At 60.2% G+C, this 25,794-nt stretch carries 24 protein-coding genes and 1 tRNA gene; 12 read left to right on the top strand and 13 right to left on the bottom strand.

What is annotated here, in order from left to right:
* Window positions 1–18 precede the first annotated feature (18 nt).
* Genes metA through ACFOGH_RS03930 form a run of 4 tightly spaced genes read left to right on the top strand, consistent with a single transcriptional unit; the run spans window position 19 to window position 3,389 of the window.
* Window positions 19–936 carry a homoserine O-acetyltransferase MetA gene (gene metA, locus ACFOGH_RS03945; protein ID WP_380071767.1) on the top strand — a complete coding sequence of 306 codons (918 nt, stop codon included), beginning with the start codon at window positions 19–21 and terminating at the stop codon, window positions 934–936.
* Window positions 911–1,876, top strand: a complete 966-nt coding sequence (locus ACFOGH_RS03940) for an alpha/beta fold hydrolase (RefSeq protein ID WP_380071766.1) — start codon at window positions 911–913, stop codon at window positions 1,874–1,876. The genes metA and ACFOGH_RS03940 overlap by 26 nt, the downstream gene beginning before the upstream one ends.
* A gap of 29 nt (window positions 1,877–1,905) precedes the next feature.
* A complete protein-coding gene (gene ppk2 / locus ACFOGH_RS03935) occupies window positions 1,906–2,778 on the top strand; it encodes a polyphosphate kinase 2 (protein WP_380071765.1) in 873 nt (290 codons plus the stop codon).
* Window positions 2,775–3,389 carry a TetR/AcrR family transcriptional regulator gene (locus ACFOGH_RS03930; protein ID WP_380071764.1) on the top strand — a complete coding sequence of 205 codons (615 nt, stop codon included), beginning with the start codon at window positions 2,775–2,777 and terminating at the stop codon, window positions 3,387–3,389. Before ppk2 ends, ACFOGH_RS03930 begins: the two co-directional genes overlap by 4 nt.
* Window positions 3,390–3,392: 3 nt before the next feature.
* Here the strand turns inward: ACFOGH_RS03930 and ACFOGH_RS03925 are convergent, their stop codons facing one another.
* The 6 genes from ACFOGH_RS03925 to ACFOGH_RS03900 form a co-directional block, all read right to left on the bottom strand.
* Window positions 3,393–4,418: a capsular polysaccharide export protein, LipB/KpsS family gene (locus tag ACFOGH_RS03925; protein WP_380071763.1), complete on the bottom strand. Its 1,026-nt coding sequence runs from the start codon at window positions 4,416–4,418 to the stop codon at window positions 3,393–3,395.
* Window positions 4,385–5,461: an ABC transporter ATP-binding protein gene (locus ACFOGH_RS03920; RefSeq protein WP_380071762.1), complete on the bottom strand. Its 1,077-nt coding sequence runs from the start codon at window positions 5,459–5,461 to the stop codon at window positions 4,385–4,387. Before ACFOGH_RS03920 ends, ACFOGH_RS03925 begins: the two co-directional genes overlap by 34 nt.
* Before the next feature lie 17 nt (window positions 5,462–5,478).
* Window positions 5,479–6,285, bottom strand: coding sequence for an ABC transporter permease (locus tag ACFOGH_RS03915; protein ID WP_380071761.1), 807 nt, complete (start codon window positions 6,283–6,285; stop codon window positions 5,479–5,481).
* Window positions 6,282–7,229, bottom strand: coding sequence for an ABC transporter permease (locus tag ACFOGH_RS03910; RefSeq protein WP_380071760.1), 948 nt, complete (start codon window positions 7,227–7,229; stop codon window positions 6,282–6,284). Before ACFOGH_RS03910 ends, ACFOGH_RS03915 begins: the two co-directional genes overlap by 4 nt.
* 152 nt (window positions 7,230–7,381) lie before the next feature.
* The gene (locus ACFOGH_RS03905; RefSeq protein WP_380071759.1) at window positions 7,382–7,633 is read right to left on the bottom strand and encodes a hypothetical protein; all 252 of its coding nucleotides are present in this window, start codon (window positions 7,631–7,633) and stop codon (window positions 7,382–7,384) included.
* A 269-nt stretch (window positions 7,634–7,902) separates the two neighbouring features.
* A complete protein-coding gene (locus ACFOGH_RS03900; RefSeq protein ID WP_380071758.1) occupies window positions 7,903–9,303 on the bottom strand; it encodes an aminotransferase-like domain-containing protein in 1,401 nt (466 codons plus the stop codon).
* Window positions 9,304–9,392: 89 nt separating this feature from the next.
* Between ACFOGH_RS03900 and ACFOGH_RS03895 the strand changes: the two genes are divergently transcribed.
* Complete coding sequence (locus tag ACFOGH_RS03895) at window positions 9,393–9,605, top strand: DUF1127 domain-containing protein (protein ID WP_380071757.1); 213 nt, start codon at window positions 9,393–9,395, stop codon at window positions 9,603–9,605.
* Between the two features lie 215 nt (window positions 9,606–9,820).
* Here ACFOGH_RS03895 and rpsI read toward each other — a convergent pair whose 3' ends face one another.
* The 3 genes from rpsI to ACFOGH_RS03880 form a co-directional block, all read right to left on the bottom strand.
* Window positions 9,821–10,303, bottom strand: coding sequence for a 30S ribosomal protein S9 (gene rpsI, locus ACFOGH_RS03890; RefSeq protein ID WP_380071756.1), 483 nt, complete (start codon window positions 10,301–10,303; stop codon window positions 9,821–9,823).
* Between the two features lie 2 nt (window positions 10,304–10,305).
* Complete coding sequence (rplM, locus tag ACFOGH_RS03885) at window positions 10,306–10,770, bottom strand: 50S ribosomal protein L13 (RefSeq protein WP_380071755.1); 465 nt, start codon at window positions 10,768–10,770, stop codon at window positions 10,306–10,308.
* A 238-nt stretch (window positions 10,771–11,008) separates the two neighbouring features.
* Window positions 11,009–11,785, bottom strand: a complete 777-nt coding sequence (locus ACFOGH_RS03880) for an SseB family protein (protein WP_380071754.1) — start codon at window positions 11,783–11,785, stop codon at window positions 11,009–11,011.
* A gap of 131 nt (window positions 11,786–11,916) precedes the next feature.
* On the opposite strand from ACFOGH_RS03880, the gene ACFOGH_RS03875 reads away from it, so the two are divergent.
* From ACFOGH_RS03875 to kdsA, 4 genes are all read left to right on the top strand, one after another.
* Window positions 11,917–13,158, top strand: a complete 1,242-nt coding sequence (locus tag ACFOGH_RS03875) for a Na+/H+ antiporter NhaA (RefSeq protein ID WP_380071753.1) — start codon at window positions 11,917–11,919, stop codon at window positions 13,156–13,158.
* A 206-nt stretch (window positions 13,159–13,364) separates the two neighbouring features.
* The gene (locus tag ACFOGH_RS03870; protein WP_380071752.1) at window positions 13,365–14,018 is read left to right on the top strand and encodes an ABC transporter ATP-binding protein; all 654 of its coding nucleotides are present in this window, start codon (window positions 13,365–13,367) and stop codon (window positions 14,016–14,018) included.
* Window positions 14,002–15,681, top strand: a complete 1,680-nt coding sequence (locus ACFOGH_RS03865; protein WP_380071751.1) for a capsule biosynthesis protein — start codon at window positions 14,002–14,004, stop codon at window positions 15,679–15,681. Before ACFOGH_RS03870 ends, ACFOGH_RS03865 begins: the two co-directional genes overlap by 17 nt.
* A complete protein-coding gene (kdsA, locus tag ACFOGH_RS03860) occupies window positions 15,678–16,508 on the top strand; it encodes a 3-deoxy-8-phosphooctulonate synthase (RefSeq protein ID WP_380071750.1) in 831 nt (276 codons plus the stop codon). Before ACFOGH_RS03865 ends, kdsA begins: the two co-directional genes overlap by 4 nt.
* Window positions 16,509–16,695: 187 nt before the next feature.
* Here kdsA and ACFOGH_RS03855 read toward each other — a convergent pair whose 3' ends face one another.
* Window positions 16,696–17,874: a BaiN/RdsA family NAD(P)/FAD-dependent oxidoreductase gene (locus tag ACFOGH_RS03855; RefSeq protein ID WP_380071749.1), complete on the bottom strand. Its 1,179-nt coding sequence runs from the start codon at window positions 17,872–17,874 to the stop codon at window positions 16,696–16,698.
* 102 nt (window positions 17,875–17,976) lie between these two features.
* Between ACFOGH_RS03855 and ACFOGH_RS03850 the strand changes: the two genes are divergently transcribed.
* Window positions 17,977–18,051 (top strand) — tRNA-Gln (locus ACFOGH_RS03850).
* Between the two features lie 656 nt (window positions 18,052–18,707).
* Here the strand turns inward: ACFOGH_RS03850 and ACFOGH_RS03845 are convergent.
* From ACFOGH_RS03845 to ACFOGH_RS03835, 3 genes are all read right to left on the bottom strand, one after another.
* Window positions 18,708–19,214 (bottom strand): ImmA/IrrE family metallo-endopeptidase, encoded by a 507-nt coding sequence (locus tag ACFOGH_RS03845; protein ID WP_380071748.1) that lies wholly within the window; start codon window positions 19,212–19,214, stop codon window positions 18,708–18,710.
* Window positions 19,215–19,330: 116 nt separating this feature from the next.
* The gene (locus tag ACFOGH_RS03840) at window positions 19,331–23,023 is read right to left on the bottom strand and encodes a vitamin B12-dependent ribonucleotide reductase (protein ID WP_380071747.1); all 3,693 of its coding nucleotides are present in this window, start codon (window positions 23,021–23,023) and stop codon (window positions 19,331–19,333) included.
* Between the two features lie 442 nt (window positions 23,024–23,465).
* A complete protein-coding gene (locus ACFOGH_RS03835; protein WP_380071746.1) occupies window positions 23,466–24,341 on the bottom strand; it encodes a DMT family transporter in 876 nt (291 codons plus the stop codon).
* A gap of 128 nt (window positions 24,342–24,469) precedes the next feature.
* Between ACFOGH_RS03835 and ACFOGH_RS03830 the strand changes: the two genes are divergently transcribed.
* Both ACFOGH_RS03830 and ACFOGH_RS03825 read left to right on the top strand, forming a co-directional pair.
* A complete protein-coding gene (locus tag ACFOGH_RS03830; RefSeq protein WP_380071745.1) occupies window positions 24,470–24,880 on the top strand; it encodes a Fur family transcriptional regulator in 411 nt (136 codons plus the stop codon).
* 3 nt (window positions 24,881–24,883) lie between these two features.
* Window positions 24,884–25,777, top strand: coding sequence for a DMT family transporter (locus ACFOGH_RS03825; protein WP_380071744.1), 894 nt, complete (start codon window positions 24,884–24,886; stop codon window positions 25,775–25,777).
* The last annotated feature ends 17 nt before the right edge of the window (window positions 25,778–25,794 follow it).

Here is a 25,794-nt window from a genome sequence, read left to right as displayed (position 1 = left end):
TAAAATCAGGATAAACCCATGCCGATCACCCTGCCAGCCACCCTGCCCGCCTTTGACGTTCTGCGGAACGAAGGCGTCATGGTGATGTCGCCCGAACGGGCGCAGGCGCAGGAAATCCGCCCCTTGCGCATCGGCCTCTTGAACCTGATGCCCAAAAAGATTCAGACCGAGAACCAGTTTGCCCGCCTGATCGGCGCGACCCCTTTGCAGATTGATTTCCAATTGATCCGCATGTCGGAACATCAGGCGAAAAACACCGCCGCCGATCACATGGAAACCTTCTACCGCCCGTTCCAAGATGTGAAGGCCGAGAAGTTTGACGGCCTGATCATCACCGGCGCCCCCATCGAACACCTGCCGTTCGAAGAAGTCACCTATTGGGATGAACTCTGCGAGGTGATGGACTGGACGCAGACCAACGTGTTCTCGACCTTCGGCGTCTGCTGGGGCGGGATGGCGATGATCAACCATTTCCACGGCGTGAAAAAGCATATGCTCGATCACAAGGCGTTCGGCTGCTTCCGCCACCAGAACCTTGCCCCCACCTCGCCGTTCCTGCGCGGGTTTTCGGATGATTTCGTGATCCCCGTCAGCCGCTGGACCGAGATGAAACAGCCCGAGATTGATGCCGCCCCCGGCCTGCGCACCCTCTTGGGCAGCGATCAGGTCGGCCCCTGTCTGGTCGAAGATCCAGCGCACCGCGCGCTCTATATCTTCAACCATTTCGAATACGACAGCGACACGCTGAAACAGGAATATGACCGTGATGTCGCCGCAGGCACCCCGATCAACGTGCCGGATAATTACTACCCGAACGACAATCCTGCCCTACCTCCGCTGAACCGCTGGCGCAGCCACGCGCATTTGCTTTACGGCAACTGGATCAACGAGATTTATCAGGGCACGCCTTATGATATGGCAGAAATTGGCCGCTAAGCTGTTGATAAGCGCAGCGCTTCTGGGCGGCGTTGCGGGCCTGACCCAGTGGCGCGCGCAAAGTCGCGAGGCCGCGATCATGGCCGAATTTCCGCCCGAGGGTCAGTTTCTGACGGTAAATGGCGCACAGGTGCATGTCTATGTCACAGGCGCTGGCCCCGATCTGATCCTGATCCACGGCGCGTCAGGCAATGCCCGCGACATGACCTTCGCCTTGGCGGCCGATCTGGAAAAATCCTACCGCGTCATAGCCTTTGACCGCCCCGGCCTGGGCTGGTCAGACCCGATCCCGGATCAATCCATCCGCGGCCAAGCCCTGCATCTGTCGGCAGCCGCAGCCCAGCTTGGCGTCGAAAACCCGATCATTGTCGGCCAAAGCTATGGCGGCTCTGTCACCTTGGCTTGGGCACTGTTCGCCCCCGTCAAACCCCGCGCGCTGGTGCTGATCTCTGCCCCCAGCTTGCCTTGGCCCGGCCCGCTGGATATCTTCTACCGCCTCACCGCCAACCCTATCGGCTCGGCGCTGATCCCGCCGCTGGCCACCGCCTTCACCCCCGACAGCTATCTGCAAACCACCATCGCCGCCATTTTCGCGCCCGACCCCGTGCCAGAGGGCTATGCCCGCGCCATCGCCGCCGAACTGACCCTGCGCCGAAGCGCCCTCCGCGCCAATTTTGCGCAAGTGAACAGCCTGCGCCCCGAGATCGTCGCGCAAGAACCGCTTTATCCGCAACTGACCCTGCCCATTGAGATGATCCACGGCAGTGCCGACACCATCGTGCCGCTGCACATCCACTCCGAACCCTTCGCGGCCCGGATGCCTAATGCGCATCTCACCATCATTCCGGGTGCAGGCCACATGCCGCACTACAGCCACCGCGCCGAAACCCTTGCCGCCATCGAACGCGCCGCATTGCGCGCGCCCCTGCAATCGCCATAGTGGGGCCAAACCCAAAGCTGGAGGAAACCATGGATCTGCCCTTTGACGGCGCAATCAGCCGCTATTTCAAGGAAGCCGCCCCGAAAGAGGTGCGCAAGACCATCGAAAAGGCCAGCAAGGACGAAATCCTGTGGAAGGAATATCCCTACCGCGAGGAAATGAAGAAATCCGACTACAAGACGCATATGGAGGCGCTTCAGGTGCAACTCGCGCGCATGGCCGCCGACATCAAGGCCACCGGCAAGCGCATGGTGGTGGTGTTCGAAGGCCGAGACGCCGCAGGCAAGGGCGGTGCGATTTCTGCCGCACACGAAAACCTCAACCCCCGCGTCGCCAGCATCGTCGCCCTGTCAAAACCGACCGAGCGCGAGGCCGCGCAATGGTATTTCCAGCGCTATGTCGATTGGCTGCCCGCCGCAGGCGAAATCGCCTTCTTCGACCGTTCGTGGTATAACCGCGGCATTGTCGAGCATGTGTTCGGCTTTTGCACCCCCGAACAGCGCGCGAAGTTCTTCCGGCAACTGCCTGAATTTGAACGCATGTTGGTGGATGAGGGCATCGTCCTTGTCAAACTTTGGCTTGAGGTTGGCCAGGCCGAACAATTGCAGCGGTTTCTCGACCGCGAGCAAGACCCGCTGAAGCAATGGAAGCTGTCCCAGATCGACATTGATGGCTTGGCGAAATGGCAGGAATATTGCGCGGCGATAGATGAAACTTTCGCGCAAAGCCATTTCAAATACGCGCCTTGGACGGTGATCTTGTCGGACGACAAACTGCGCACCCGCATCTGCGCCATCCAGAACATCCTGCTGTCGGTCGATTACAAGGGCAAGGATATGGCGGTGATCGGCGAGATTGACAAGAACATCTGCGGCGGCCCCAAAATCCGGCCAAAAGGGTGAAACGTGGCTACCATCACGGCAATCTGCGGCAAGCCTTGGTCGAAGCAGCCCTGACGCTGATCGCAGACCAAGGCCCGAACGGCTTTACCCTGTCCGAAGCCGCCAAGGCCGCCGATGTCACCCCCGCCGCCGTCTATCGCCATTTCGCCGGCCGCGATGATCTGATCGCCGAGGTAGCGCGGCAGGGCTACGACATTTTCGCAGCCCTGATGGAGTTCGCCTATAACAACGGCCAGCCCACCGCTTTGGCGGCGTTTGAGGCCACGGGCCGCGCCTATCTGGCATTCGCGCGCAAATACCCCGGTCATTACATGGCGATGTTCGAATCCGGCCTTAGCCTGCAAGCCCACCCCGACCTGGCCATCGTGGCACAAAAAGCCCGCGCGGTGCTGGAACAGGCTGCCGAGAAACTCTCGCAACACCTGCCTGCCGACAAACGCCCGCCCTCCAGCATGTTCTCGGCGCATATCTGGGCGATGAGCCACGGCGTGGTGGAGCTTTACATGCGCGGCGCCCCCGGTGCCAAAAGCCCGTTTCCGCCGGAAGACTTGCTTGAGGCTGGCATCGGCATCTACCTGCGCGGCCTTGGCCTGCTGCGCCCCGACGCCTGAGCGCTAGAAATACCCCCGCCCCGCAGCATCGCCCAACGCATAGCCACGCTGATGCAGACGGGCGAGCAAGCGCGGCAAATCCTCGGGCTTATCCTCAAGACACATCTGCTGCAAATACCAGTGCAGAAACCCGGCATAGGGCCAATCCCGCGCCATCGCCGTAGCTATCGCACCCGCCATCTGCGCAGGCTCGGTCAGCGTGATCGCGTTCTGCCAAAAATCCACCTGACCGCCCAGCACCACGGGTTTGCGGTGCAAGAACGCCTCAAACCCCACCGCCGAACTCAGCGTCAACGCGCAATCGCACGCCGCCAGCAAATCGTGGATCGAGGCCGTCACCACATGCACCCCGGCTTCGGGCGCATGATACCGGCTTAAGATTTCCAATTCGTCAAAACTCTGGTTCGGATGCGGCTTGATATACAAAGCCCGCCGCCCCTTGGCCGCAATCGCCGCCTCGATCATCTGCGGCACGGTCAGATAATGCGCGTGATGCTTCGGCGGTTTGAAATCCTGTGCGAAAAACGCCAGACACCCCGGCGCAATCGCCTCGGCCCCGCGCGGCATCTGCTCGAACTTGCTGCGGTTCTGGCCAACAAACTCGGCCTCCAGCTTGGCCAGAAACCGCTCGGCCTTGCGGCGCGGCACGGCTTCGGCATCAAACAGCGCCAATCTTGCCAGACTGTTGTTGCGGGTGCCGATCTGATCGAAAAACCAATAGCCGCGCAAATAGCTGGGCACGCAATGAAACAGATTGCGCGCGTAAAACGGACGGTCTTCCATGAACACATGCAGATGCTGCGGATAAGCCGCTGCAACCTCGTGCTGGCCCGCAGCACCGTCCAACACCTCCACCCGCCAACCCTGCCCGCGCGCGTGATCGGCAAAAGCGGTCAGCAGTTTGAAATGCCGCTTTTCCAGCGCCTGCGCCAGTTTGGCGCGGGCGTGAAAGAACAGCGTCGGCGGCAAATCTGCCAGCCGCTCGGATGTCAGCATCAGCGGAACAGCACCAGCGCCCCCGGAGACCATGCCACCCGTGTCTGCGTGCCAATGTCCAGCACCGGCCGCCCGAACACGTTGCGCATCGACAGCCGCATCGGCTCAGTCGTGCCTTCCAGCCGGATGTCGTAATAGGTCATGTCGCCGTAGTAGACGACCTCAACCACCTCAGCGCGGCTTTCGCGGTCCGTCGCGGTCTGACCATCAAACAGAATGGTTAGCGTCTCGGGCCGGAAGCCAATCGACGCGCTTGAGCTGCCCGGTGCCACCGAAACCTGATCGGCATCCAGCGTCAGGCGGCCAAAGCCCTTGGCATCAACCTCAACCTTGCCGTCAATCTCGGACAGAATCTCGGCGGGCAGGAAGTTCATCGTGCCGATGAAATCCGCCACCTTGCGGCTGTTGGGGCGGCGATACAACGTCTCGGGGTCGGCCAGTTGCGCGATCTCACCTTCAAACATCACCGCAATCCGGTCAGACATCACCAAGGCTTCTTCCTGATCGTGTGTGACCAGAATGAAGGTGATGCCAACCTGCCGTTGCAGCTTGATCAACTCCATCTGCATCTGCTCGCGCATCTTCTTGTCCAGCGCTGACAAGGGTTCATCCAGCAACAGAACCTTCGGCTTCAGGATCAGCGCCCGCGCCAGCGCCACCCGCTGCCGCTGCCCGCCTGAAAGCGCGTGCGCCGCGCGCGCGCCGTAACCCTTTAGCCCGACCATCTCCAACGCCTCGGCCACTGCCGCGTCCTTCTCTGCCTTGGAGCGCGGGTCTTTGCGCAAGCCAAAGCCGACATTCTGCGCCACCGTCAGATGCGGAAAGATCGCATAGGATTGGAACACCATATTGGTCGGCCGCACATTGGCAGGCACATTCGCCATATCCTTGCCGTCGATCATCACCACGCCCGAGGAAATCCCCTCAAACCCGGCAATGGTGCGGAGCAGCGTGGTCTTGCCACAGCCCGACGGCCCCAGCAGGCTGAAAAACTCGCCCGCCTTGATCGTGGCGGTGATCCCGCGCAGGGCGTGGTAATCGCCATAATACTTATGAACGTCCTTGAACTCGATCATTGTGGGTTTTTCAGACGTCACAGGAAGCCTCCAGTATCCTTACCACCGGTTTTGGCGATGCCACGGCGGCGGAAATATTCTGCGGTTGCGAGAAGCGCGATGGACAGACAGACCAGAATCGTCCCCAGCGCCAGAATGACAGGCACGTTCTGCGGAAAGCGGAACTGGCCAAAGATATAGACCGGCAGGGTGTTTTCATTGCCCGCCAGAAAGAACGCCATGATGAATTCATCAAGGCTGATGGTGAAGGTGATCAACAGGCTGGAAATGATCCCCGGCAGCACCAGCGGCAAAATCACCAGCCGGAACGCCGAAATCGGCGTCTCACCCAGATCATAGGCCGCCTCTTCCAGCGACTGATCCAAGCTTTGAAACGCCGCCGACAGAATCGCAATCGAGAACGGCGTGCAGACCAGCACATGCCCCAGGATCACCGTGAACAGGCTCAGCGGCACCCCGATGCCCAAAAGCACCGTCAGCAGCGCCACCGCGAGGATGATATCCGGCATCACCAACGGCAGCATGATCAGCCCCATCAGCGGAGTCTTGAACGGGAACGCATAGCGGCTGGACGCACGCGAGGCGAAAATTCCCAAACAGGTCGAGATCACCGCCGCACTGCACCCGATGATCAGCGAGTTTTTCAGCGCATGATGCAGCGCCGGATCATCCCACAGCTTGCCAAACCACGCCGTCGTAAAGCCGTTCAGCGGAAACGCCACCGTTGTGGCATTGTTGAAGGCAAACACCGGCAGCAACACGATGGGGGCGTAAAGGAAGATCAGATAAAAGATCGTATAGCCCCGAAACCAACCGCCCTTCATCGCTTATTCCCCTTCAAGAACCGCCGGTTCATAAACAAAAACAACAGACTGACCGCCATCACCAAGGCCATCGACGACACCGCAAGTGCCGATCCCAATGGGTAATTGTCCAGCTTTTTGTAGTTCAACTCGACAAGGTTCGCGACCATCTTGCCCTCAGGCCCGCCCACCAGACTGGGCGTCACATAATCGCCAATCGTCGGAATGAACACGATCAGCACCGAGGAAATCACCCCCGGCATCGCCAAGGGCAGCGTCACCCGCCAGAACGTCATCAACGGGCTTTCCCCCAGATCGCGCCCGGCCTCAAGGAACGACCGGTCGATCTTTTCCAGACTGACGAAAATCGGCAAGATCGCAAACGGCGCATAGGCATGCGCCAGCGTGATCACCACCGAATTGACGTTATACAAAAGCCAAGTGATCGGTTCCTGAATAAGCCCCAGTTCCAGCAGACCAAAGTTGATCGGCCCGCCGGTGCCCAAAATCACCTTCCACAAAAACACCCGGATCAGATAGCTGGTCCAGAACGGAATGGTGATCAGAAACAGCCACAGCGACTTTTTCGACGGGCTGACATAAAAGCTGACGTAGTAAGCCACCGGAAACGCCAGCAGCACCGTCACCGCCGTCACCACCATCGAGATCAGCAACGACCGCCACATCAGCGTCAGCGCCAGCGGGTCCGACCACACGCCCTTGTAGGCTTGCGACTCTGTCATCACCCCGTTGACGTCTTTATACGAGTGACACTCGCCAATGTAGTTACACAACTGAAAATGCGGGATAATCTTCAGATATCCATCGGTCATGAAGCTATAGGCAAGGATCATCGCCAGCGGAGCCGCAAGCAGCAGTATCGCATAAATCGCGGTGGGGCTGATCATAAACAGCCCGTTGGCGGCTTCTGATCCCCAGAAGCGCACCTTTGGTTTCGATTGCATCCCGTTCCCCCTGTTGCGCCTTGGCTGGCACAGCTTTGCGTCTTTTGATCAAATTAAGCCGATCCCGCAAAATCGCGCAAGCTTTATGTGATCCCACATCTTCTCTGATCATCACCGCCAAGGGTCAGGCGCGCAAGCGAAACAGGCAGCCGTCAGATGCGTTCGATCTGAATCGCCCGCTTTTTAAGCTCGTCATACAGGCTTGCCAGCACCCGCTGCGCACCGACCGCCGCCTGCAGCGCGTCCGAGATCACCTCATCGCCCGCGCCATCGGCAACCCGCCAGATCAGCCGCTGCTTTGCACCGTCGTCATAAACGATCTCGGTCGAGCCTGCGCGCGATTTGCGCATACCCAGAAAATCGGCGCCTGCACCCGGCGCATGAAACGTGGTTTGAAGTCCCATTGTTCGGGCCTTTCTGATCTGCTCTGACCCTTTTCGCGGGCCTTAAGCGGAATCTTGCGCGTGAGGCGGCCTTCGGTCAATTCGCCAGCGCAAGATTGTGTCGCACAGAGTCCAGAAAGCCACACATTCAGACAGTCATAGCGAACAAAGGCAACCTTGAGCGTCCATTATAGCGGTGATACCAAGGGCCTGCCCGGTCACGTCAGGAATGCACGATGACGTGCTTGGAGATGGCTCGTTCGAAATCCGCATCTGCCGGGTAAGATTGATTACACCGCCATATCATTCGGCGGGCGCGGCAGCATATAGCCCATCGCCGCCAATCCGGCATCAAGCTGCTGGCGCGGAATCCCCCCCGCAATCGCCAGCCGCACGGCATTCGGCGCGCGGCCATTGCTCATTGCATATTGGTCGGCGGCGCGCAGCAAAACGCCTTGTTCTTCGGCCATGCGGGTAAACGTATAGGCCCGCCACCCCTGCGGCAGCCGCAGCCAGGCAAAGGGAATCCCCTTCTGCCACGCCAGATCAAATGCACCCAGACGGTTGACAACCATTTGCAAACGATCCGAAAATTCCGCCTCGACCAGACGGCGGATCTCGGTCGCAGCCCCCGAGTTGAACAACTCCAGCGCAAATTCCGCCAAGGGTTTCGACAGCGCAAAGAACGCATGTTGCGCCGCCAGCCGCCCGGTTGGCCCCATGCCGGTCGGGCAGATCACATAGCCAAAGCGCAGCGCCGCCGAGACCGATTTTGACAGACTGCCCGCATACCACACCCGCTCTGGTGCCAGTGCCCGCAACGCAGGGTCCGGCGCGCCCGAGTAGAAATAGCACTCATCCTCGATGATCTGCAGATCGTAACGCCGCGCGATGGATACAATCTGTGCCTGTCGTTCCGGGCTCATCCGCGCCGTGGTCGGGTTTTGTGCGCTTGGGGTCAGACACAATACCTGCGCGCCATAGCGTTTGCAGGCGACCTCCAACGCATCGGGGCGGATGCCTTCATCGTCCAACTCGATGCTCACCACCTCGGCCCGCGCCGCGCGCGCGGCATAGCGAAAGCCCGGATAGGCCAGATCTTCGATCAGCACCACCGGGCGATCGCCGCGCAAACAGCAATCCAGCACCAGACCAATGCCGCTTTGCCCGCCGTGGGTCAGCATCACATCATCCTCGCTGATCGGCCCCAACACCCGGCCGCTCAGCCAGCCCACCACCGCCTCGCGCAGTGGGCGTTCACCACTTTGATGTGTGTAATCAAGCCATTCCGCACCAATGTTCAGCGATGCTTTGCGCAGAATATCGCCAAAAACCGTCACTTGCCCGACATCAGGCAGTTGCGGCGACCGCAGATCAACCCGACCTTCATCGACGCCGGCATCGCGGTCGGTGAACAGGCTTTGCGTGGGGCCCAGCCGCGGCTTGCGCGCCGCCACAAAGGTGCCGCGCCCCACCGTGGCCTCTAGCAGACCCTCTTGCGTCGCAATCTGATAGGCCCGGCTGACTGTGCCCGGCGTCACCGCCAACCGATAAGCCAGGTCGCGCACCGTCGGTAATTGTGTGCCTTGCGGCAGCGTCGCCGTGCGGATTGCCTCGCGCAAGGCGCGTGCCAGCGATAAATACTTCGGCCCCTCGTCGCCAGACAGGTCCGGCACCCAGATTGTATTCATGACAATGTTCCTCTGGCGATTCGCTGGCGGGGATTGTATCAATACTAGCAGAATATTGCATCTTGTATCAATACAATCGGATGAAGCTCATGTCGTATAACCAAGCCCTCGCTCTGAACGCCCAACCCTTGCCGCCGATTTCGCGCGTGCTGGTGTCGCTGGCGCTGACCGTCGCGGCATGGGAGCTGCGCCATCGCACCCGAAAGCAGTTGGCACAGATGCCCAAGCACATGCTGCGCGACATCGGCCTTTCGGAAAGCCATGCCGAGCATGAGGCCGAAAAGCCGTTCTGGCGCGCCTGATTACCTCCCGCTGTTCCCCAACCTCGGGCCGGTTTTCCGGCCCGTTTTTTTTATGGCGAGGCTTAAGAAGCGCCCACGACCCACAACATATTGTGGAAATCTGCCTGAAACAGATCAGAAAACACAAGTGCATCCCAGATGGGAAGACCGCCGGAACCAAAACAAAAGGCCCGTGGAACACCACGGGCCTTTTGCCGAAATCCAGATGGTAAAGCTTAGCGCTTCGAGAACTGGAACGATTTACGGGCTTTCGCCTTGCCGTATTTCTTCCGTTCCACCACACGGCTGTCGCGGGTCAGGAAGCCAGCGGCTTTCAGCGCCCCACGCAGACCGGGTTCATAAAGCTGCAGCGCTTTCGACACGCCATGCTTCACAGCACCGGCTTGGCCCGAAAGACCGCCGCCAGCAACCGTTGCCATCACGTCGAACTGGCCTTCAACGCCAGCAACGGTGAACGGCTGACGCAGGATCATTTGCAGCACCGGACGCGCGAAATAAACCGCCATCTCTTTGCCGTTCACAACCACTTTGCCCGAGCCCGGTTTGATCCAGACGCGTGCAACGGCGTTCTTGCGCTTGCCGGTTGCATAAGCCCGGCCCAGCTTGTCACGCACCGGGGTGCGCACAACAGCCGCCGGAGCCGGAGCAGCCGCGCCAACGGCCGATTTCAGATCGTCGAGAGATTTGATATCGGACATGATTACGCGCTCCGGGTGTTTTTCGGGTTCAGGGCCGCAAGGTCCAGAACGGTGGGCTGCTGTGCCTCATGCGGATGCTCAGCCGAGGCGTAAACGCGCAGGTTGGTCATCTGAACGCGGCCCAGACGGTTGCGGGTGATCATACGCTCAACAGCCTTGATCACGACGCGCTCGGGATGTGCGCCTTCCAGAACTTGCTTGGCAGTGCGCTGCTTGATGCCGCCCGGATGGCCAGTGTGCCAGTAATAGACTTTGTCGTTGCGCTTGTTGCCGGTCATCTGCACCTTGTCGGCGTTGATGACGATCACGTTGTCACCCATATCCATGTGGGGGGTGAAGGTCGGCTTGTTCTTGCCGCGCAGGATGTTTGCCACGATCGTTGCAAGACGGCCCAGAACGATGCCTTCGGCGTCGATCAGGATCCATTTCTTGTCAATATCCGCAGGCGTAGCGGAGAAGGTTTTCATCTTGAACCCATAAAGCAGGGGCGAGAGTCACCCCTCGCATTTCGGATGGCGGCTTATCGCGCAAGGCGGATGCAGCGTCAAGCGCTAGACCAAAGATAATACCAAGTGATTTCATATGGTTGAAATATACGGTATCATGATACCCCAAGGAAATTCCAAACAACGCGACTAAAGTTGCCATCCCCTGCGCGCAAATATCCCACAGGGGTCTGGGGGTGTGAAACCCCGAGCTTCAACCTTACCGCAAACGCGGCGGCTGATCGCCCATCCCCGGCGCCGCCCGCTCTGCCTTCGCCTCGGCCACCCGTTCGGGCACCTCAAACACCACCGCGACCCGAGCAAGTTCCGCCACCGCGGCATCGCCTGCCGCCAAGAAAGTCACATCCAACTCGCCCGCCTCCAGCCCCGAGAACACCAAAGCCTCGCCCAACGCCCGCGCAAGCGCCTCCTCGGCTCCCGATACCGCGTCAATCACCGCCAGCATATGCCCCAACCGCCCGTCGCTGTAACGCACCCCCGCCAGCAGCGCGGCGCGCGCCAGCCCCGCAGCTCCGCCCAGTGTAAAGGTCAGCGCATCGCTCAGCGCATCCGGCAAACCCTGCGGCGCGAAGAACTGCGACGGCACCGCCTCGACTTCGGCAGGCGTGGCATCAAGCATCTCGCAAAGCCAACGCAAAGCCTCGGGCGGCAGCAACACCTCGGACGCAGCACCCGTGCCAAGGTTCAGCCCCAAAGACAGCCCCTGCCCCAGCATCTGCTGCGCAATTAACCGCCCCGGCAGGGCGGCATAAGGCAAGGGGCCATCGCCCATCACCGCCAGCCGATCTTCGGAATCAAACGCCAGCAGCACCGGCCCCTCGGCCAGATCAAACACCCGTGGATCAACCCGGCTGCCCTCGGCCTCGCGCTCCAGCAGCAGAAATAGCGTCGCATCCGCCAGCAGTCGGTAGAACCGCAGCCCCGCCGCTTCATCCCCCGCCTGCATCGCCGCATAAGCCTGATCGAGATCGCGCATGGCATCCTCCGTTTGCCCCATCGCTACCCCGATCACGACAGCGCTGCAACACTTGCACAGTTCCGGCAAATCCAGATTGTGAGCCGACTGCCCCCCATATATTGAAAGATCATCGCCGCCTTCCCCGGATTATGACTATGTATCGTGTCTCGCCTTTCATGCGCCATTTTGCCCTCGCCTTGGGGCTTGGCATCCTGTGTGCGACGCTTTGGCTTAATCTGGATGCGGCGGGTTACTATGATTTCATCGAATGGCGGCTGGCCGATCTGCACGCTCCCGAGTTCCTGCCCGCAGGCTTGACTCAATGGGTGGCGCAAAGCCCGGCGTTGACCCCGGCCTCGCTGACCTCGCATGGCTTGATGGCCTTGTTCATGTTCTTTGTTGGCAAAGAGTTGTGGGAAGCCGTGGTGCTGGAGCGTGGCGCGCTGTCTGGCCCGCAATCGCTGGTGCCTTTGGGCGGGGTGATCGGCGCGGCCCTTGGCGGCGCGCTGATCTGGATCATCACCGGCGCACTGATTGAGACAGCGCAGGAAGCCAGCTTTGCGATCGGCTGGCAGGTGCCGATGGGCTCGGATGTGGTGCTGGGCTACGTGCTGGGCCGCCGGGTGTTCGGACCCAACCATCCGGCGCTGCATGTGCTGCTGCTTGTCACCATCGCCTGCGATTTCTTGGGGTTGCTGGTGCTGGGCCTTTCCTATCCCAGCGGTGGACTATTCCGTTTGGGCTGGCTGGCACTGCCACTGATCGCCAGTGTTGGCGTCTGGGCGCTTTACGGCCGCCGCCAGCGCCTGCACGCGTCCGAGGCCGCGCGCCGCCAAGGCCTGATGCTCTGGCCCTATGTGCTTGCCGGAGCGATCTCGTTCATCGGCGTCGCCGCCGCAGGCCTGCCGCCCGCTTTGGGTCTACTGCCCGTTATCCCCGCAATCCCCCATGCCGAGCGGTCTTTCGGCTTCTTTGCCGAGGCCGAGAATTTCCTGCATGATCCGCTGAACCGCTTGGCGCATCTGCTGGTGCGCCCCTTGGCGCTTGTGCTGTTCCTGTTCGGCCTCACCCGTGGCGGCATTGATCTGGCGGCCTTCGCCCCCACCACCTTCACCACGCTGGCCGCGTTCTGGGTCGGCAAGCCGCTGGGCTTCCTTCTGGGCTGCATGATCGCCGCCCAAATCACCGGACGCAGCCTGCCACAAGGCATTCGCCTGCGCGAACTGCTGTTGATCGCCCTGCTGCTCGGCGTCGGCTTCACCGTCCCGGTGCTTGCCCTCGACACGGCCTTGCCCGGCGGCGGCATGGCCGAAGCCGCAAGGCTGGGTCTCGCACTGTCGCTGCTGGCCGGAGCGGCCGCGCTACTGCTGGCGCGCGCAACCCGGCGCTGATCGCTCACATCCGCGTGTGCAGACAATTTCCCGCGCCACCTTGCGCCATTGTCCATGGATGCGACATAATGATGCCTCAAAGCCGGGATAGGTCCGCTTATGGCTCTTGTGGTCTGACAGGAACCAAGCGTTAACACTTTCTCGGTTAGGCTGGCATCCCTGGCCACACCGTTTGCACAGGCAGGAGGCAGGCCCACCGGGCAGCCATGATCGCGTTTGAGAATGTCAGTAAGTCCTTCTGGACAGGTAAGTCGCGCAAGGTGATCCTTGACCGCGCGTCGTTCAGCGTTGAAGTCGGCAATTCGTTGGGCATCCTCGCCAAGAACGGCACCGGCAAGACCACGATCATCAACATGATGGCAGGTCTGGAAAAACCGGATGAGGGCAAGATCACCCGCACCTCGCGCATCTCGTTTCCGCTGGGGTTCATGGGCGGCATCCTGTCGAAACACACCGCCACCGAAAACGCCCGCTACATCGCGCGGCTCTATGGGCTGGACCCGGACTATATCGAAAGCTTCTGCCGCTGGCTGGCCAATATCGACGAATACTTCGACCAGCCGGTTGGCAAATACTCCTCAGGCATGCGCTCGCGGTTTTCCTTTGCGCTGATGCTGGCGCTGGAGTTTGATATTTACCTCATCGACGAAGGCATGCCGTCTTCGACCGATGTGGAATTCAACCGCAAGGCGGGGCAAGTGCTGCGCCAGCGGCTGAAGAACGCCACCGTGGTGGTGGTGTCGCACCAGCCCTCGACGCTGGAAAAGTTCTGCCGTTCCGCCGCCGTGTTGCGCAATGGTCAGTTGTATATGTTTGAAACTCTTGAAGAGGCGAAGCGGCTTTATGACTACCAAACTTAGCGTTCAACGCTTCCGCACCCGCCGCCCCGACCCGATTGAGGCGCCTGCGCCGCTGCCTGAAACCAGGGCCGCCGCCAAGGCACCCCCAGCCACGCCCCCCGCCCAACCGCAACTCGGCGACCGCGCCTTCTTCCCGACCGAGGCTGAAGACGGCTTTGCTGGCATGACCTTTCCGGGCGCCGAAAAACCCGGCCCCAACTCTGCCCCCGCCGATATTGACACCATCCGGCAAGAGGGGTTGACGGGCCGCCAGTTGCGCATGGCCCGCCGCTTGGCGCAAAAGCACGGCCTGCCCGCGACTTCCGATTTCGACGCCGTGCGCCTGCTGCGCAACGCCGGGATTGATCCGTTCCAAGCCAATTCCGTGCTGGAGCTGGTCTCCTCTGGCGATGGCCCGCCGATGCCGCCCACAGGCTCGCGCGCGCTGACGGTCACGCCCGGCGGCGATGGCGTGCAACTGCCGCAAACCATCAAACCAATTCAACTGCCCTCGACCGAAGAGCAGATTGAACGCGCGCATCTGGCCGAGGTTGGCAAGATCCAGCGCGATATCGTCGCCCGCCGCCGCAAGAAATCCCTGCTGCTGGCCGCGCGCCTGTTCGTGTTCGTCGGCCTGCCGACGCTGCTGGCGGCGATCTACTATTACACCATCGCCACGCCACTCTATTCCAGCCGTACCGAATTCGTCATCCAGCAGAACGATGCCGCACCTTCGGGCCTCAGCTCGATGCTGAAAGGCTCGGCGATGGCGACATCGCAGGATTCGATCACCGTGCAGGGCTACCTGCAAAGCCAGGACGCGATGGAACGCCTTGACCATGATCTTGGCTTTCGCGCGCATTTCTCTGGCCCAAACATCGACCCGCTGCAACGTTTGGCCCCCGATGCCACACAAGGCGCGGCCTACAAGCTTTACCATAAATTCGTGAAAATCTCCTACGACCCCACCGAAGGCGTCGTGAAGATGGAGGTGATTGCCGCCGATCCGCAAACGGCAGTGAAATTCTCGCAAGCCTTGCTGGGCTATGCGGAAGAGCGCGTCGATATGATGACAGCGCGGGTGCGCGACGATCAGATGCAGGGCGCGCGTGAAAGCTATGATGACGCCGAAGCCAAGCTGAAAGAAGCCAATGAGCGTGTGGTCTCCTTGCAGGAGAAGACCAAGGTGCTGTCGTCAGAGGTCGAAATTTCGCTTGTCACCGCGCAAATCGGCCAGTTGGACACGCAACTGACCACAGAAAAGCTGTCGCTGGCGCAGATGGAGGCAAACTCCAATCCCAATCAGGCCCGGATGGAACCTGTCAAACGCCGCATCGCCACGCTGGAAGAACAAATTGCGCAACTGCGCGCCAAACTGACCGAGAATGACATGAACGGTCAGTCACTGGCGCGCGTGCAGTCCGAGCTTTTGGTAGCGCAGGCCGAGGTGCAGACCCGGCAGTTGATGCTGGCGCAATCGTTGCAAGCCACCGAACTCGCCCGGAATGAGGCGAACCGTCAGACCCGTTATCTATCGGTGTCGGTCAACCCGGTTGCCGCCGATGAGGCCGCCTATCCGCGCGCCTTCGAATCCACGCTGGTGGTGATGCTGATCCTGATCGGCATCTATCTGATGATCACCATGACCATCGCCATCCTTTATGAACAGGTCACGTCCGGATGAAACAGGTTCCTATTGGCGGCCTGCGCGTTGGCAACGATCAGCCCCTGCTGGTGATCGCAGGCCCCTGCCAGTTGGAAAGCCTCGACCACGCCCAGATGATCGCTGGGGTGATGGCAGAGGCTTGTGCGGCGGCGGGGGCGCAATATGTATTCAAGGCCAGCTATGACAAGGCCAACCGCACCTCGCTCTCGGGTCGGCGTGGCATGGGCATGGAAGCTGGCCTAAAAGTGCTAGAGACTGTGCGCGCCAGCGGCATCCCCGTGCTGACCGATGTGCATGATATTGCGCAAGCGCGCGAAGCCGCAAAGGTGGTCGATGTCATCCAGATCCCGGCCTTCCTGTGCCGCCAGACCGACCTTTTGCTGGCTGCGGGCGAAACCGGCGCGGTGGTCAACATCAAGAAGGGCCAGTTTCTCGCCCCTTGGGATATGGCCAATGTCGCCGAAAAGGTCGCCTCAACCGGCAACGAGAACATCCTGCTGACCGAGCGTGGCGCAAGTTTCGGCTACAACACGCTTGTCACCGATATGCGCAGCCTGCCGATCATGGCGCGCACCGGCTATCCGGTGATCATGGACGCGACGCATTCCGTGCAACAACCCGGCGGCCTTGGCGGATCAAGCGGTGGTCAGCGCGAATTCGCCCCAGTGATGGCCCGCGCTGCAGTATCTTTGGGCATTGCAGGGGTGTTCATAGAAACCCACGAGGCCCCTGACACCGCCCCCTCCGACGGCCCCAACATGATTCCGCTCGACAAAATGGCGGCGTTGATCGCCAGTCTGATGGCGTTTGACCGTCTTGCCAAAGCCGACCCGCTGCACGTGTGACACCGTCAAAACCCGAACAATTTGCCTAAAATTGTCATCCTCTGCGCCTAAATATCCTGGGGGTGCGGGGGCGAGTCCCCGCTCCGCCCGAAGGCAAAAAAAGCCGAAAGTATTAAAAATTCGTTAAATCCGCCACTCTAAGATATTGATAATAAACTACATTAAAAGGTCCCGAGTTGGGACCGTGTCAGGCAACCTGCCCTGCTGCCCATCCCGACGACCACGCCCATTGGAAATTGTATCCCCCAAGCCAGCCCGTCACATCCACCACCTCGCCGACAAAGAACAACCCCGGCACCCCCCGCGCCATCATCGTCCGCCCATCCAACCCATCGGTATCAACGCCCCCCAGCGTCACCTCGGCGGTCCTGTATCCCTCCGACCCCACCGGCCGCAGCCGCCAATCCCGCAGTGCTTGCGCCACCCGCTCTAGGTCGCCGCGCCCCAGTTCCGCCATCGGCGCGGTGATGCCCAAGCTGGTCTCAATATGCCGCGCCAGCTTCTCCGGCAGACTGCGCCCCAGCACCGTCCGTAGCGCCAGCTTCCCCTGCCCCCGCTTCGCCTCAGAAAGTTCCGCCGCGACATCCCGCCCCGGCGCCAGATTGACCGCGATCTCCTCCCCCTCACGCCAGTAACTCGACGCCTGCAGCACCGCAGGCCCCGACAGCCCGCGATGGGTGAACAACACCGCCTCATCAAACCCGGTTTTACCCACCGATACCCGCCCCTGCACCGCCACCCCGGCCAGCGGCACCATCCAGTCCAACTCCTGCGCGGCGAAGGTCAGCGGCACCAGCCCTGGCCGTGTCTCGACCACGGCCAGCCCGAACTGTTCAGCCACCTGATAGCCAAACCCGCTGGCCCCCATCTTCGGGATAGACTTGCCGCCCGTCGCCACGATCACCGACTCGGCCCGCACCGCACCCCGAGCAGTCTCAACCACGAAACCCTGGCCATCGCGCGTTATCGCGCCAACCGTGCAGCCCAACCACAGCCCCACGCCAGCCCGCGCTATATCGCCCAGCAGCAGATCCACCACCTGTTTGGCCGAGCCATCACAAAACAACTGTCCCAAGGTCTTTTCGTGCCAGCCGATCCCAGCCGCATCCATCCGCGCAATGAAATCCCATTGCGTGAACCGCTTCAAAGCCGACAGGGCGAACCGTGGATTGCGCGAGATAAAGCGATCCAGCGCGATTCCCAGATTGGTGAAATTGCAGCGCCCCCCGCCCGAGATGCGAATCTTCTCGCCAGCCGCCTTGGCGTGATCGACGACGAATACCCGCCGCCCGCGCCGCCCGGCCTCGATTGCCGCAAACATCCCCGCCGCACCGGCGCCTAAAACGATGACATCAACTTGTTCCATGCCCCCTCTTACGCCGCCAAACACAAGTCTGACAACCACATGAAGATTTTCGCGAAATCCCCCTTGCACCCCCCGAACGCCTTCGCTAAACACCGCCGCAGTTGGGGCGTCGCCAAGCGGTAAGGCATCGGTTTTTGGTACCGACATACGGAGGTTCGATCCCTCCCGCCCCAGCCAACTCTCTCAGATGAGATATCCCAGATTGCAGGCGATTGCTGTGACATTGCCGGTTCTGCTTTGCGGCCAAAGGCTTATCGGCAGTTCCGCCGCCACGCCCACCTCTACGTTTCAAGCCGACCATGGGGCAGTAGTTTGCGGAACCGCCCCAAGCGCTGCCCCAGTCCGGGTAGAACGGGCGGCGAGGTTTGGTGTCGGCGGGGGCCAGTGGAACGGCTGTCATAGCAGACTGAAATCCACCCCATTCACCGCGAACTCCCGCTCATCGTGAAGGTTATCCCCCCGCGACCCAGGCCCCAGATGGTCAGGATTTATGCAACGGCGATTTTTGCAGCGATGGCGGGCCACATCATCATAACCCGCCGAGACCCCATTCAGGATTCAGAAGACGAAGCGATAGGCCGCCATCTGCCGCCCCTTAAACCGCACCTTTCGGGCATCGAGCGTTGGTGTCCCAATGCAGCCCGCCTCCGTCTTCGTGTCTTCCGCGATTAAAGAAAAGGCCCGTGAACGGGCATCCTCCAAGTCAGTTGGCATCACAGCCTAGAACCGACTGCGCTTCATTTCCGTCTCGTTCATTGAAGAACAGACTATCCTCAAAGTGTGGACATTTCAGGGGAGCGCGTCACCATCTGCAAGATACATCTATCAATCATCTACAGCACAACCCGTCCACGGCTGGCACTCGGCTTGTGCAACGCTCTTTGAAAAACCTCTAGCCGGACAATGGCTTGCGCCTTCGTCACATACAGCAAATCAGAACAGGCACGCTCTGCGAGCCGACTAGCCGACCAGAGTATATCTTCAAGCAAAATCCCGCATTGAAAGAAGACTGCGGCATAGTTCGCCTCCAGTTCTTCCAAGGTTGGGGGAATGTTTGCCATCATACCATTCGGCCCACTGAAAAGCTGAAAATTTTTCGTCACTAGATTTCGTGCGTGATGGTCAAGAGCTACATGACCTAACTCATGAGCCAGAATGAAGTTGGAGAACTTACAGCCTTCGCTGGCTTTTTCTAACAAACCGTTGTCTACCGTGAGCGTCACCTTTTCACCAAAGGCAATTACACCAGCCTTTCGCTTATATGCTTCAATCTGGTTGGCCGGGTAGCGTTTGATGGTCCATCGCTCCCCGTCACAAAGTTCTTCCCAAACATCGGGCATTTTGAAGAATTCGTCGTCTGCGAAATACTCGCGCCGACAACTAACCATTTCACGCTATATCTGAGCAGCCCGAGACGTCGTAAGAAACGCAGCCTTCTTCATATACCCCCCCTCTCTCAGCTACAGCCACTCGTTCCGCCACAAGTGTTGCACTTCATGCAGGTGCCGTTGCGCACCAGCGTGTAGTTGCCGCATTCGCCGCAGGGATCGCCCTCGTAGCCCTGCATCTTGGCTTTGACGCGGGCGTCCATCGTCACCGTGCCAGAGACCAAGGCGGTAGCCCCGGCCACGGAAGCGCCCATCGCGCGGGCCGTCTCGGGGATCAGCATGTTCAGTGCCGAAACTGGATCGGTGCCCGTCAGCGCAGTGGCACCCATCCCACCTTGCAGCACCACCAGTTCTGACGGTAGACGCTTGCGCAGATAGCCGGTCGAGCTGATCTGCTTCAGCACCTCAAGGCTGCGCGAGGCCGCTTGCTCGGAGATTTCCGAGATGTTGCGTTTTCCTTCTTCTTCGCCACGCCCCAGATCATCAAACGATGCGCCGGTGGGTTTGACATGCGCCAGATCGGTGCGGTCCAGATAGGAAATCGCCAGTTCGCGGAAAATATAGTCAAGGATCGAAGTGGCGTTTTTCACGCTGTCATTGCCCTGCACCATTCCGGCCGGTTCAAACTTGGTGAAGGTAAAGGCTTCGACGAATTCCTCCAGCGGCACGCCATATTGCAGGCCAACCGAGACTGCGATGGCGAAATTGTTCATCATCGCGCGGAAGCCCGCGCCTTCCTTGTGCATGTCGATGAAGATCTCGCCCAAGGTGCCGTCGCTGTATTCGCCGGTGCGCAGATAGACCTTGTGGCCACCGACGATGGCTTTCTGGGTGTAGCCTTTGCGACGTTCCGGCAGCTTTTCGCGGTTGGTGCGGATGACTTCCTTGTAGATGATCTTCTCGACGATCTTTTCGGCCAGCACAGCGGCCTTTTCCTGTGCCGAGCCGGATGCGAGGATTTCTTCGGCCTCTTCATCATCCTCGACCAAGGCCGAAGCCAAGGGTTGCGACAGTTTTGAGCCGTCGCGATAAAGTGCGTTGGCCTTGATGCCAAGCGAATGGCTCAGTTCATAGGCGGCCAAGGTCTCGGCAATTGTGGCCGAGTTCGGCATGTTGATGGTCTTGGAAATCGCGCCTGAAATGAACGACTGCGCGGCGGCCATCATGTGAATGTGGCTGTCCACCGACAGATAGCGTTTGCCAGTTTTGCCGCAGGGGTTGGCGCAATCGAACACGCTGTAGTGCGCAGGCTTCAGGAACGGCGCGCCTTCCAGCGTCATCGTGCCGCAAACATGGTCATTTGCGGCGTCGATCTGTGCCTTGGTAAAGCCAAGGTGGCGCAGCAAGTCAAAGCCGGGGTCGGCCAGCTTGTCGGCGGGAATGCCAAGCGTGCCTTTGCAGAAATCCTCGCCCAAGGTCCATTGGTTGAACACAAAGCGGATGTCAAAAGCCGAAGGCAGTACTGCCTCGATTTTCTCCAGCTCGCGGGCGCCAAAGCCGTGGCCGACAAGCGCCGTGGTGTTGATACCGGGGCAGTTACCGATCGAGCCGTGTCCGACCGCATAGGCCACGATTTCAGCGGCTTGCGAGGTGGAATAGCCTAGCTTCTCCAACGCCGCCGGAACCGATTGGTTGATGATCTTGAAATAACCACCACCGGCCAGCTTCTTGAACTTCACCAGCGCGAAATCCGGCTCGATGCCGGTGGTGTCGCAATCCATCACCAGGCCAATGGTGCCTGTGGGTGCGATCACCGTGGTTTGCGCGTTGCGGAAACCATGGGCTTGACCCAAGGTCAGCGCCTCGTCCCAAGCCGATTTTGCAAGGGTGACAAGGGTTTGGTCAGGGCAATTGGCCGCGTCCAGCGCAACCGGGTTGACGTTCAGGCCCTCGTAGCCGTCGGTCTTGCCATAGGCTGCCGCACGATGGTTGCGGATGACGCGCAGCATGTGCTGGGCGTTGCGGGCATAGCCCGAGAATGCACCAAGCTCTGACGCCATCTCGGCCGAGGTGGCATAAGACACGCCGGTCATCAGCGCCGTCAGCGCACCGCAGAACGCCCGGCCTTCGACCGAGTCATAGCCCAAGCCCATGTTCATCAGCAGACCGCCGATGTTGGCATAACCCAGACCAAGCGTGCGGAAGTCATAGGACAGTTGCGCGATTTCCTGGCTGGGGAATTGCGCCATCATCACCGAGATTTCCAGCGTCACCGTCCACAGACGGGTGGCATGAATATAGGCATTGCTGTCAAACTGGCCGTCCTTGAAGAAGGTCAGCAGGTTCATCGACGCCAAGTTGCAAGCGGTATCGTCGAGGAACATATACTCCGAACAGGGGTTAGAGCCCCGGATCGCGCCATCTTCCGGGCAGGTGTGCCAAGCGTTGACAGTATCGTGGAACTGGATGCCAGGATCAGCACAGGCCCAAGCGGCATGGCCAACCTGATCCCACAAATCGCGGGCTTTCAAGGTCTTGGCGGTCTTGCCATCGGTGCGGCGGATCAGCGCCCAATCGGCATCATTCTTCACCGCGGTCAGGAAAGCATCGGTGACACGCACCGAGTTGTTCGAGTTTTGCCCCGAGACGGTGATGTAGGCTTCGGAATCCCAATCCACGTCATAGGTGGGGAATTCTATGCTGGTGAAACCCTGACGCGCATATTGCAGGATGCGGTTGGTGTAGGTGTCGGGGATCATCGCCTTTTTGGCCGAACGGATCGCGGCTTTCAGCGCAGGGTTTTTCGCCGGATCAACCGAATCTTCTGCCGAGCCATCCCATTGCCGGATCGCAGTGAAAATCTCGTTCAGTTTCAGCTCGTGCGCCTTGGAACCTGCCACCAGCGAGGCAACCTTTTGCTCTTCGATCACCTTCCAGTTCACGAAAGCTTCGACATCGGGGTGATCCATATCGCAGATCACCATCTTGGCCGCGCGGCGCGTGGTGCCGCCTGATTTGATCGCGCCAGCCGCACGGTCGCCGATCTTCAGGAACCCCATCAGGCCCGAGGATTTTCCGCCGCCCGACAGCTTTTCACCCTCCCCGCGCAAGCTGGAGAAGTTGGTGCCAGTGCCAGAGCCGTATTTGAACAGCCGCGCCTCGCGCACCCACAGATCCATGATGCCGCCGTCACCAACCAGATCATCTTTCACCGATTGGATGAAGCAGGCATGCGGCTGCGGGTGCTCATAGGCGCTGGTGGATTTGGTCAACACGCCAGTTGCATGATCGACGTAATAGTGCCCTTGCGACGGGCCGTCGATGCCATAGGCCCAATGCAGGCCGGTGTTGAACCATTGCGGCGAGTTCGGCGCAGCCATCTGCCGCGCCAGCATGAACCGCATCTCGTCATAGTAGGCTTTCGCATCGGCCTCGGTGCTGAAATAGCCACCCTTCCAGCCCCAGTAGGTCCATGCACCTGCCAGACGGTCGAACACTTGCTTGGCCGAGGTTTCGCCAACAATGCGCTGATCTGCAGGCAGTGCCGCCAAAGCATCTTCATCCGGGATCGAGCGCCACAGGAACTTCGGCACGTCTTTTTCGCGCACACGTTTCAGGACCGCCGGAATCCCCGCCTTGCGGAAGTATTTCTGCGCCAGCACGTCAGAGGCAACCTGGCTCCAGCCCTGTGGCACTTCCACCGCGTCATTGCGGAACACAACGGTGCCGTCGGGATTGCGAATCTCCGACACCGTGGTCGAAAACGCCATGGCACCATAGGCACCGGTTGCTTCGGTGGTAAACTTACGCTCGATCTTCATCTGCCCGTCCCATGTTTTTGCGCGGTTTGTGATCTGCCGCGTGCTATTGCTGTCTTCGCCCGATCCCTTTGACAGCGCGCCACATGCCCCCGAGGGCGGGCGCAAACAGGCTTCCCAAGGCCTGTCGACTGTCTTCAGAATATTAAACTGGCACACTACATCTTGTGGCCTTGATTGGCGCGTCGTCAAATTGTCGTAAAGCTCGGGGGGTATCAACGGATTTTTTACACTTACCCCCCAGATTTTGTGCTTGACGTTATCGCCATATCTAGCCGTGCCATCACGGCCCTGTGAGTAAAAATTCTCTGGTCGTGCTTGGCGCCCGTTAAAGTGTCGTCGCAACTGCTGCAAAAACCTAAGCATCACGGCATATTTGGCAGCTTCGGCTCAGGCGCCGTGAGAGCGGGCCGATTCCTCCACAAGCTGTGGATAAACCGGCGCGCTATCGGCGATTGATCAGAACGATTCCCGCCGCGACGAATCCCGCCGCCATCATGAGGCCAAAAGACAACGCTTCACCAAAAATCAGATAGCCCAAAATGATGGCAAACAGCGGTGTCAGGAACGAAAAGCTGGCTACGGTCGAGGTGGGATAGATCGACAGCAACCACAGCCAGGTGATGAACACCCCGGCCACGATCACCCCGGCCTGAAACACCAGCCAGACCCAATGCACAGGTTGAATATCGCGGATCAGCGGGCCAAAAAACGGGCTGGCGGCCAGCAAAATTGGGCCTGAAATCAACACCATCCAAAACAGTTGCGCCTCTGGCCCCGCCTCACGCAGGCGGGTTTTGCGCGCCAGAAATGCGGTGCCCGCCCAGCCCCATGCGCCGACCAGCGCCAGCATATCGCCCAAGATACTGGCATGACCCGACGGACTTTTCGACAGAATCGCCCAAGCCGTGCCGATAAAGGCCAAGCTCAGCCCGATTCCCCGCTTCGGCGTAATCCGCTCATTCGGCAGCCAGAAATGCGCCGCCACCGCCAGCCACAGCGGCATCGAATAGAAAATCACCGAAGCCCGCCCCACCGCCGTCAGATCAAGCGCCATGAACAGGCACAAGAACTCGGCTGCAAAGACGCTGCCGATGGCCAGACCGGGGCCGAGATCGGACCAGCGCACCCTGCCCCACAATCCGCGAAACTTCAGCCAGCCAAACACAAACACAACTGCCAAGGCCGAGCGCAAACCTGCGAAGAACACAGGCTGCAAGCCGTGGTTGACCTCTTTCACCACGATCTGATTGACCGCCAACAAAAATGTCACCGCGATCAGCGCCGCCAGCCCCACCCCATCCAATCGTTCTTTGCGCATCATGCCCCCGCGTTCGCGCCACCCTTTCGGGGCGGCATGGTGAAGTCAAGGCCAGCAAAAGCGCTGGCAGCACCGCGTGGTTTGCCGTAAACGCGCGCTATCACCGGGGGAATGGAGGAGGCCTTGCCATGTCGGATCTGATTTCGCGCGGCGTCGCCAAGGGCCTTCGGATGACCGACCAGCGCCGTGTGGTGGCGCGCGTGATCACCGCAGCCGATGATCACCCCGATGTCGAAGAGCTTTATGCCCGCGCGGCGCAAGTGGACCCGCGGATCTCGCTGGCCACTGTCTACCGCACCGTGAAGATCTTCGAGGAGGCCGGCCTGCTTGAACGGCTGGAGTTCGGCGATGGCCGCGCGCGCTATGAAGATGCCGAACGCGATCACCACGACCATCTGATTGATGTGAACACCGGGCAAGTGATTGAATTCGTGGACCCAGAGATTGAAGCCCTGCAAGAGCGTATTGCGGCACGACTTGGCTATCGGTTGATCGGGCATCGGCTGGAACTGCTCGGCGTGCCGATAAAGAAGGGATAGAACTTGGCCTCGGATAACCTGCGCGGCATCCTGTTGATGGTGGTGTCGATGGCCATGTTCGGGCTGGAGGACATGTTCCTGAAATGGGCAGCCGCCAGCCTGCCCGTGGGCGAAGTGGTGTTCATCTCAGGCGTGTTCGGCGTAGTGATCTTTGCCGCGATGGCGTGGCGCGAAGGCCGCCCGGTGCTGAACCGCGCAGCACTGCATCCGGCTGTTCTGGCACGCGGTCTGGGTGAGATGGTGGGCACCTTTGCCTATATCACCGCGCTGGCAACCGTGCCGCTTTCAACCGTATCGGCGGTACTGCAGGCGCTGCCTTTGTCAGTGACGATGGCGGCGGCGCTGTTCATGCAGGAAAAGGTTGGCTGGCGGCGTTGGTCAGCGATTGCGGTGGGGTTTGCCGGGGTCATTCTGGTGATCCGTCCCGGGCTTGACGGCTTTCGCCCCGAAGCCTTGTGGGTGCTGATCACTGTGCTTGGCCTGACCCTGCGCGATCTGATGGCGCGCCGTATCCCGGCGGATTGCTCGACCGCGCAGATTTCCACTTGGGGGCTGATGGCCGTGGCCTTGTTGGGCGCGCTGATGATGGCAGGCTCTGGCGAGGTGGCGGTGCCGAACCTGTGGGAAAGCTATGCGCTGATCGGCGCGTTGGTGTTCGGCACCGCGGGCTATTGGGCGATTATTGGCGCGACCCGCACAGGCGAAGTTTCGGTTGTGGCTCCGTTCCGCTATGTGCGGCTGGTGTTTGCCGTGTTGATCGGGGCCTTTGTGTTTGCCGAATGGCCCGATGTCATCACTTTGTGCGGATCGGGACTTATCGTGGCTTCGGGGCTGTATTCATTCGCGCGCGAACGCCGCCGCAAACACGCGCTTTCCTTGAACGCACCCTTGGGCTAAGACGCCCAAGAGAGCAC

Source organism: Cypionkella sinensis, from assembly GCF_042646385.1.
Taxonomy (GTDB): domain Bacteria; phylum Pseudomonadota; class Alphaproteobacteria; order Rhodobacterales; family Rhodobacteraceae; genus Cypionkella; species Cypionkella sinensis.
The sequence above is the reverse complement of the archived record's forward strand: the minus strand, read 5'-3'. Positions and strand labels throughout refer to the sequence as shown.

Bases quoted from the DNA above. Each gene is read 5' to 3' on its own strand.
- metA (WP_380071767.1), top strand. From the start codon at position 19: ATGCCGATCACCCTGCCAGCCACCCTGCCCGCCTTTGACGTTCTGCGG.
- ACFOGH_RS03940 (WP_380071766.1), top strand. From the start codon at position 911: ATGATATGGCAGAAATTGGCCGCTAAGCTGTTGATAAGCGCAGCGCTT.
- ppk2 (WP_380071765.1), top strand. From the start codon at position 1,906: ATGGATCTGCCCTTTGACGGCGCAATCAGCCGCTATTTCAAGGAAGCC.
- ACFOGH_RS03925 (WP_380071763.1), bottom strand. From the start codon at position 4,418: ATGGTCTCCGGGGGCGCTGGTGCTGTTCCGCTGATGCTGACATCCGAG.
- ACFOGH_RS03920 (WP_380071762.1), bottom strand. From the start codon at position 5,461: ATGATCGAGTTCAAGGACGTTCATAAGTATTATGGCGATTACCACGCC.
- ACFOGH_RS03915 (WP_380071761.1), bottom strand. From the start codon at position 6,285: ATGAAGGGCGGTTGGTTTCGGGGCTATACGATCTTTTATCTGATCTTC.
- ACFOGH_RS03910 (WP_380071760.1), bottom strand. From the start codon at position 7,229: ATGCAATCGAAACCAAAGGTGCGCTTCTGGGGATCAGAAGCCGCCAAC.
- ACFOGH_RS03905 (WP_380071759.1), bottom strand. From the start codon at position 7,633: ATGGGACTTCAAACCACGTTTCATGCGCCGGGTGCAGGCGCCGATTTT.
- ACFOGH_RS03900 (WP_380071758.1), bottom strand. From the start codon at position 9,303: ATGAATACAATCTGGGTGCCGGACCTGTCTGGCGACGAGGGGCCGAAG.
- ACFOGH_RS03895 (WP_380071757.1), top strand. From the start codon at position 9,393: ATGTCGTATAACCAAGCCCTCGCTCTGAACGCCCAACCCTTGCCGCCG.
- rpsI (WP_380071756.1), bottom strand. From the start codon at position 10,303: ATGTCCGATATCAAATCTCTCGACGATCTGAAATCGGCCGTTGGCGCG.
- rplM (WP_380071755.1), bottom strand. From the start codon at position 10,770: ATGAAAACCTTCTCCGCTACGCCTGCGGATATTGACAAGAAATGGATC.
- ACFOGH_RS03880 (WP_380071754.1), bottom strand. From the start codon at position 11,785: ATGCGCGATCTCGATCAGGCTTATGCGGCGATGCAGGCGGGGGATGAA.
- ACFOGH_RS03875 (WP_380071753.1), top strand. From the start codon at position 11,917: ATGACTATGTATCGTGTCTCGCCTTTCATGCGCCATTTTGCCCTCGCC.
- ACFOGH_RS03870 (WP_380071752.1), top strand. From the start codon at position 13,365: ATGATCGCGTTTGAGAATGTCAGTAAGTCCTTCTGGACAGGTAAGTCG.
- ACFOGH_RS03865 (WP_380071751.1), top strand. From the start codon at position 14,002: ATGACTACCAAACTTAGCGTTCAACGCTTCCGCACCCGCCGCCCCGAC.
- kdsA (WP_380071750.1), top strand. From the start codon at position 15,678: ATGAAACAGGTTCCTATTGGCGGCCTGCGCGTTGGCAACGATCAGCCC.
- ACFOGH_RS03855 (WP_380071749.1), bottom strand. From the start codon at position 17,874: ATGGAACAAGTTGATGTCATCGTTTTAGGCGCCGGTGCGGCGGGGATG.
- ACFOGH_RS03845 (WP_380071748.1), bottom strand. From the start codon at position 19,214: ATGCCCGATGTTTGGGAAGAACTTTGTGACGGGGAGCGATGGACCATC.
- ACFOGH_RS03840 (WP_380071747.1), bottom strand. From the start codon at position 23,023: ATGAAGATCGAGCGTAAGTTTACCACCGAAGCAACCGGTGCCTATGGT.
- ACFOGH_RS03835 (WP_380071746.1), bottom strand. From the start codon at position 24,341: ATGCGCAAAGAACGATTGGATGGGGTGGGGCTGGCGGCGCTGATCGCG.
- ACFOGH_RS03830 (WP_380071745.1), top strand. From the start codon at position 24,470: ATGTCGGATCTGATTTCGCGCGGCGTCGCCAAGGGCCTTCGGATGACC.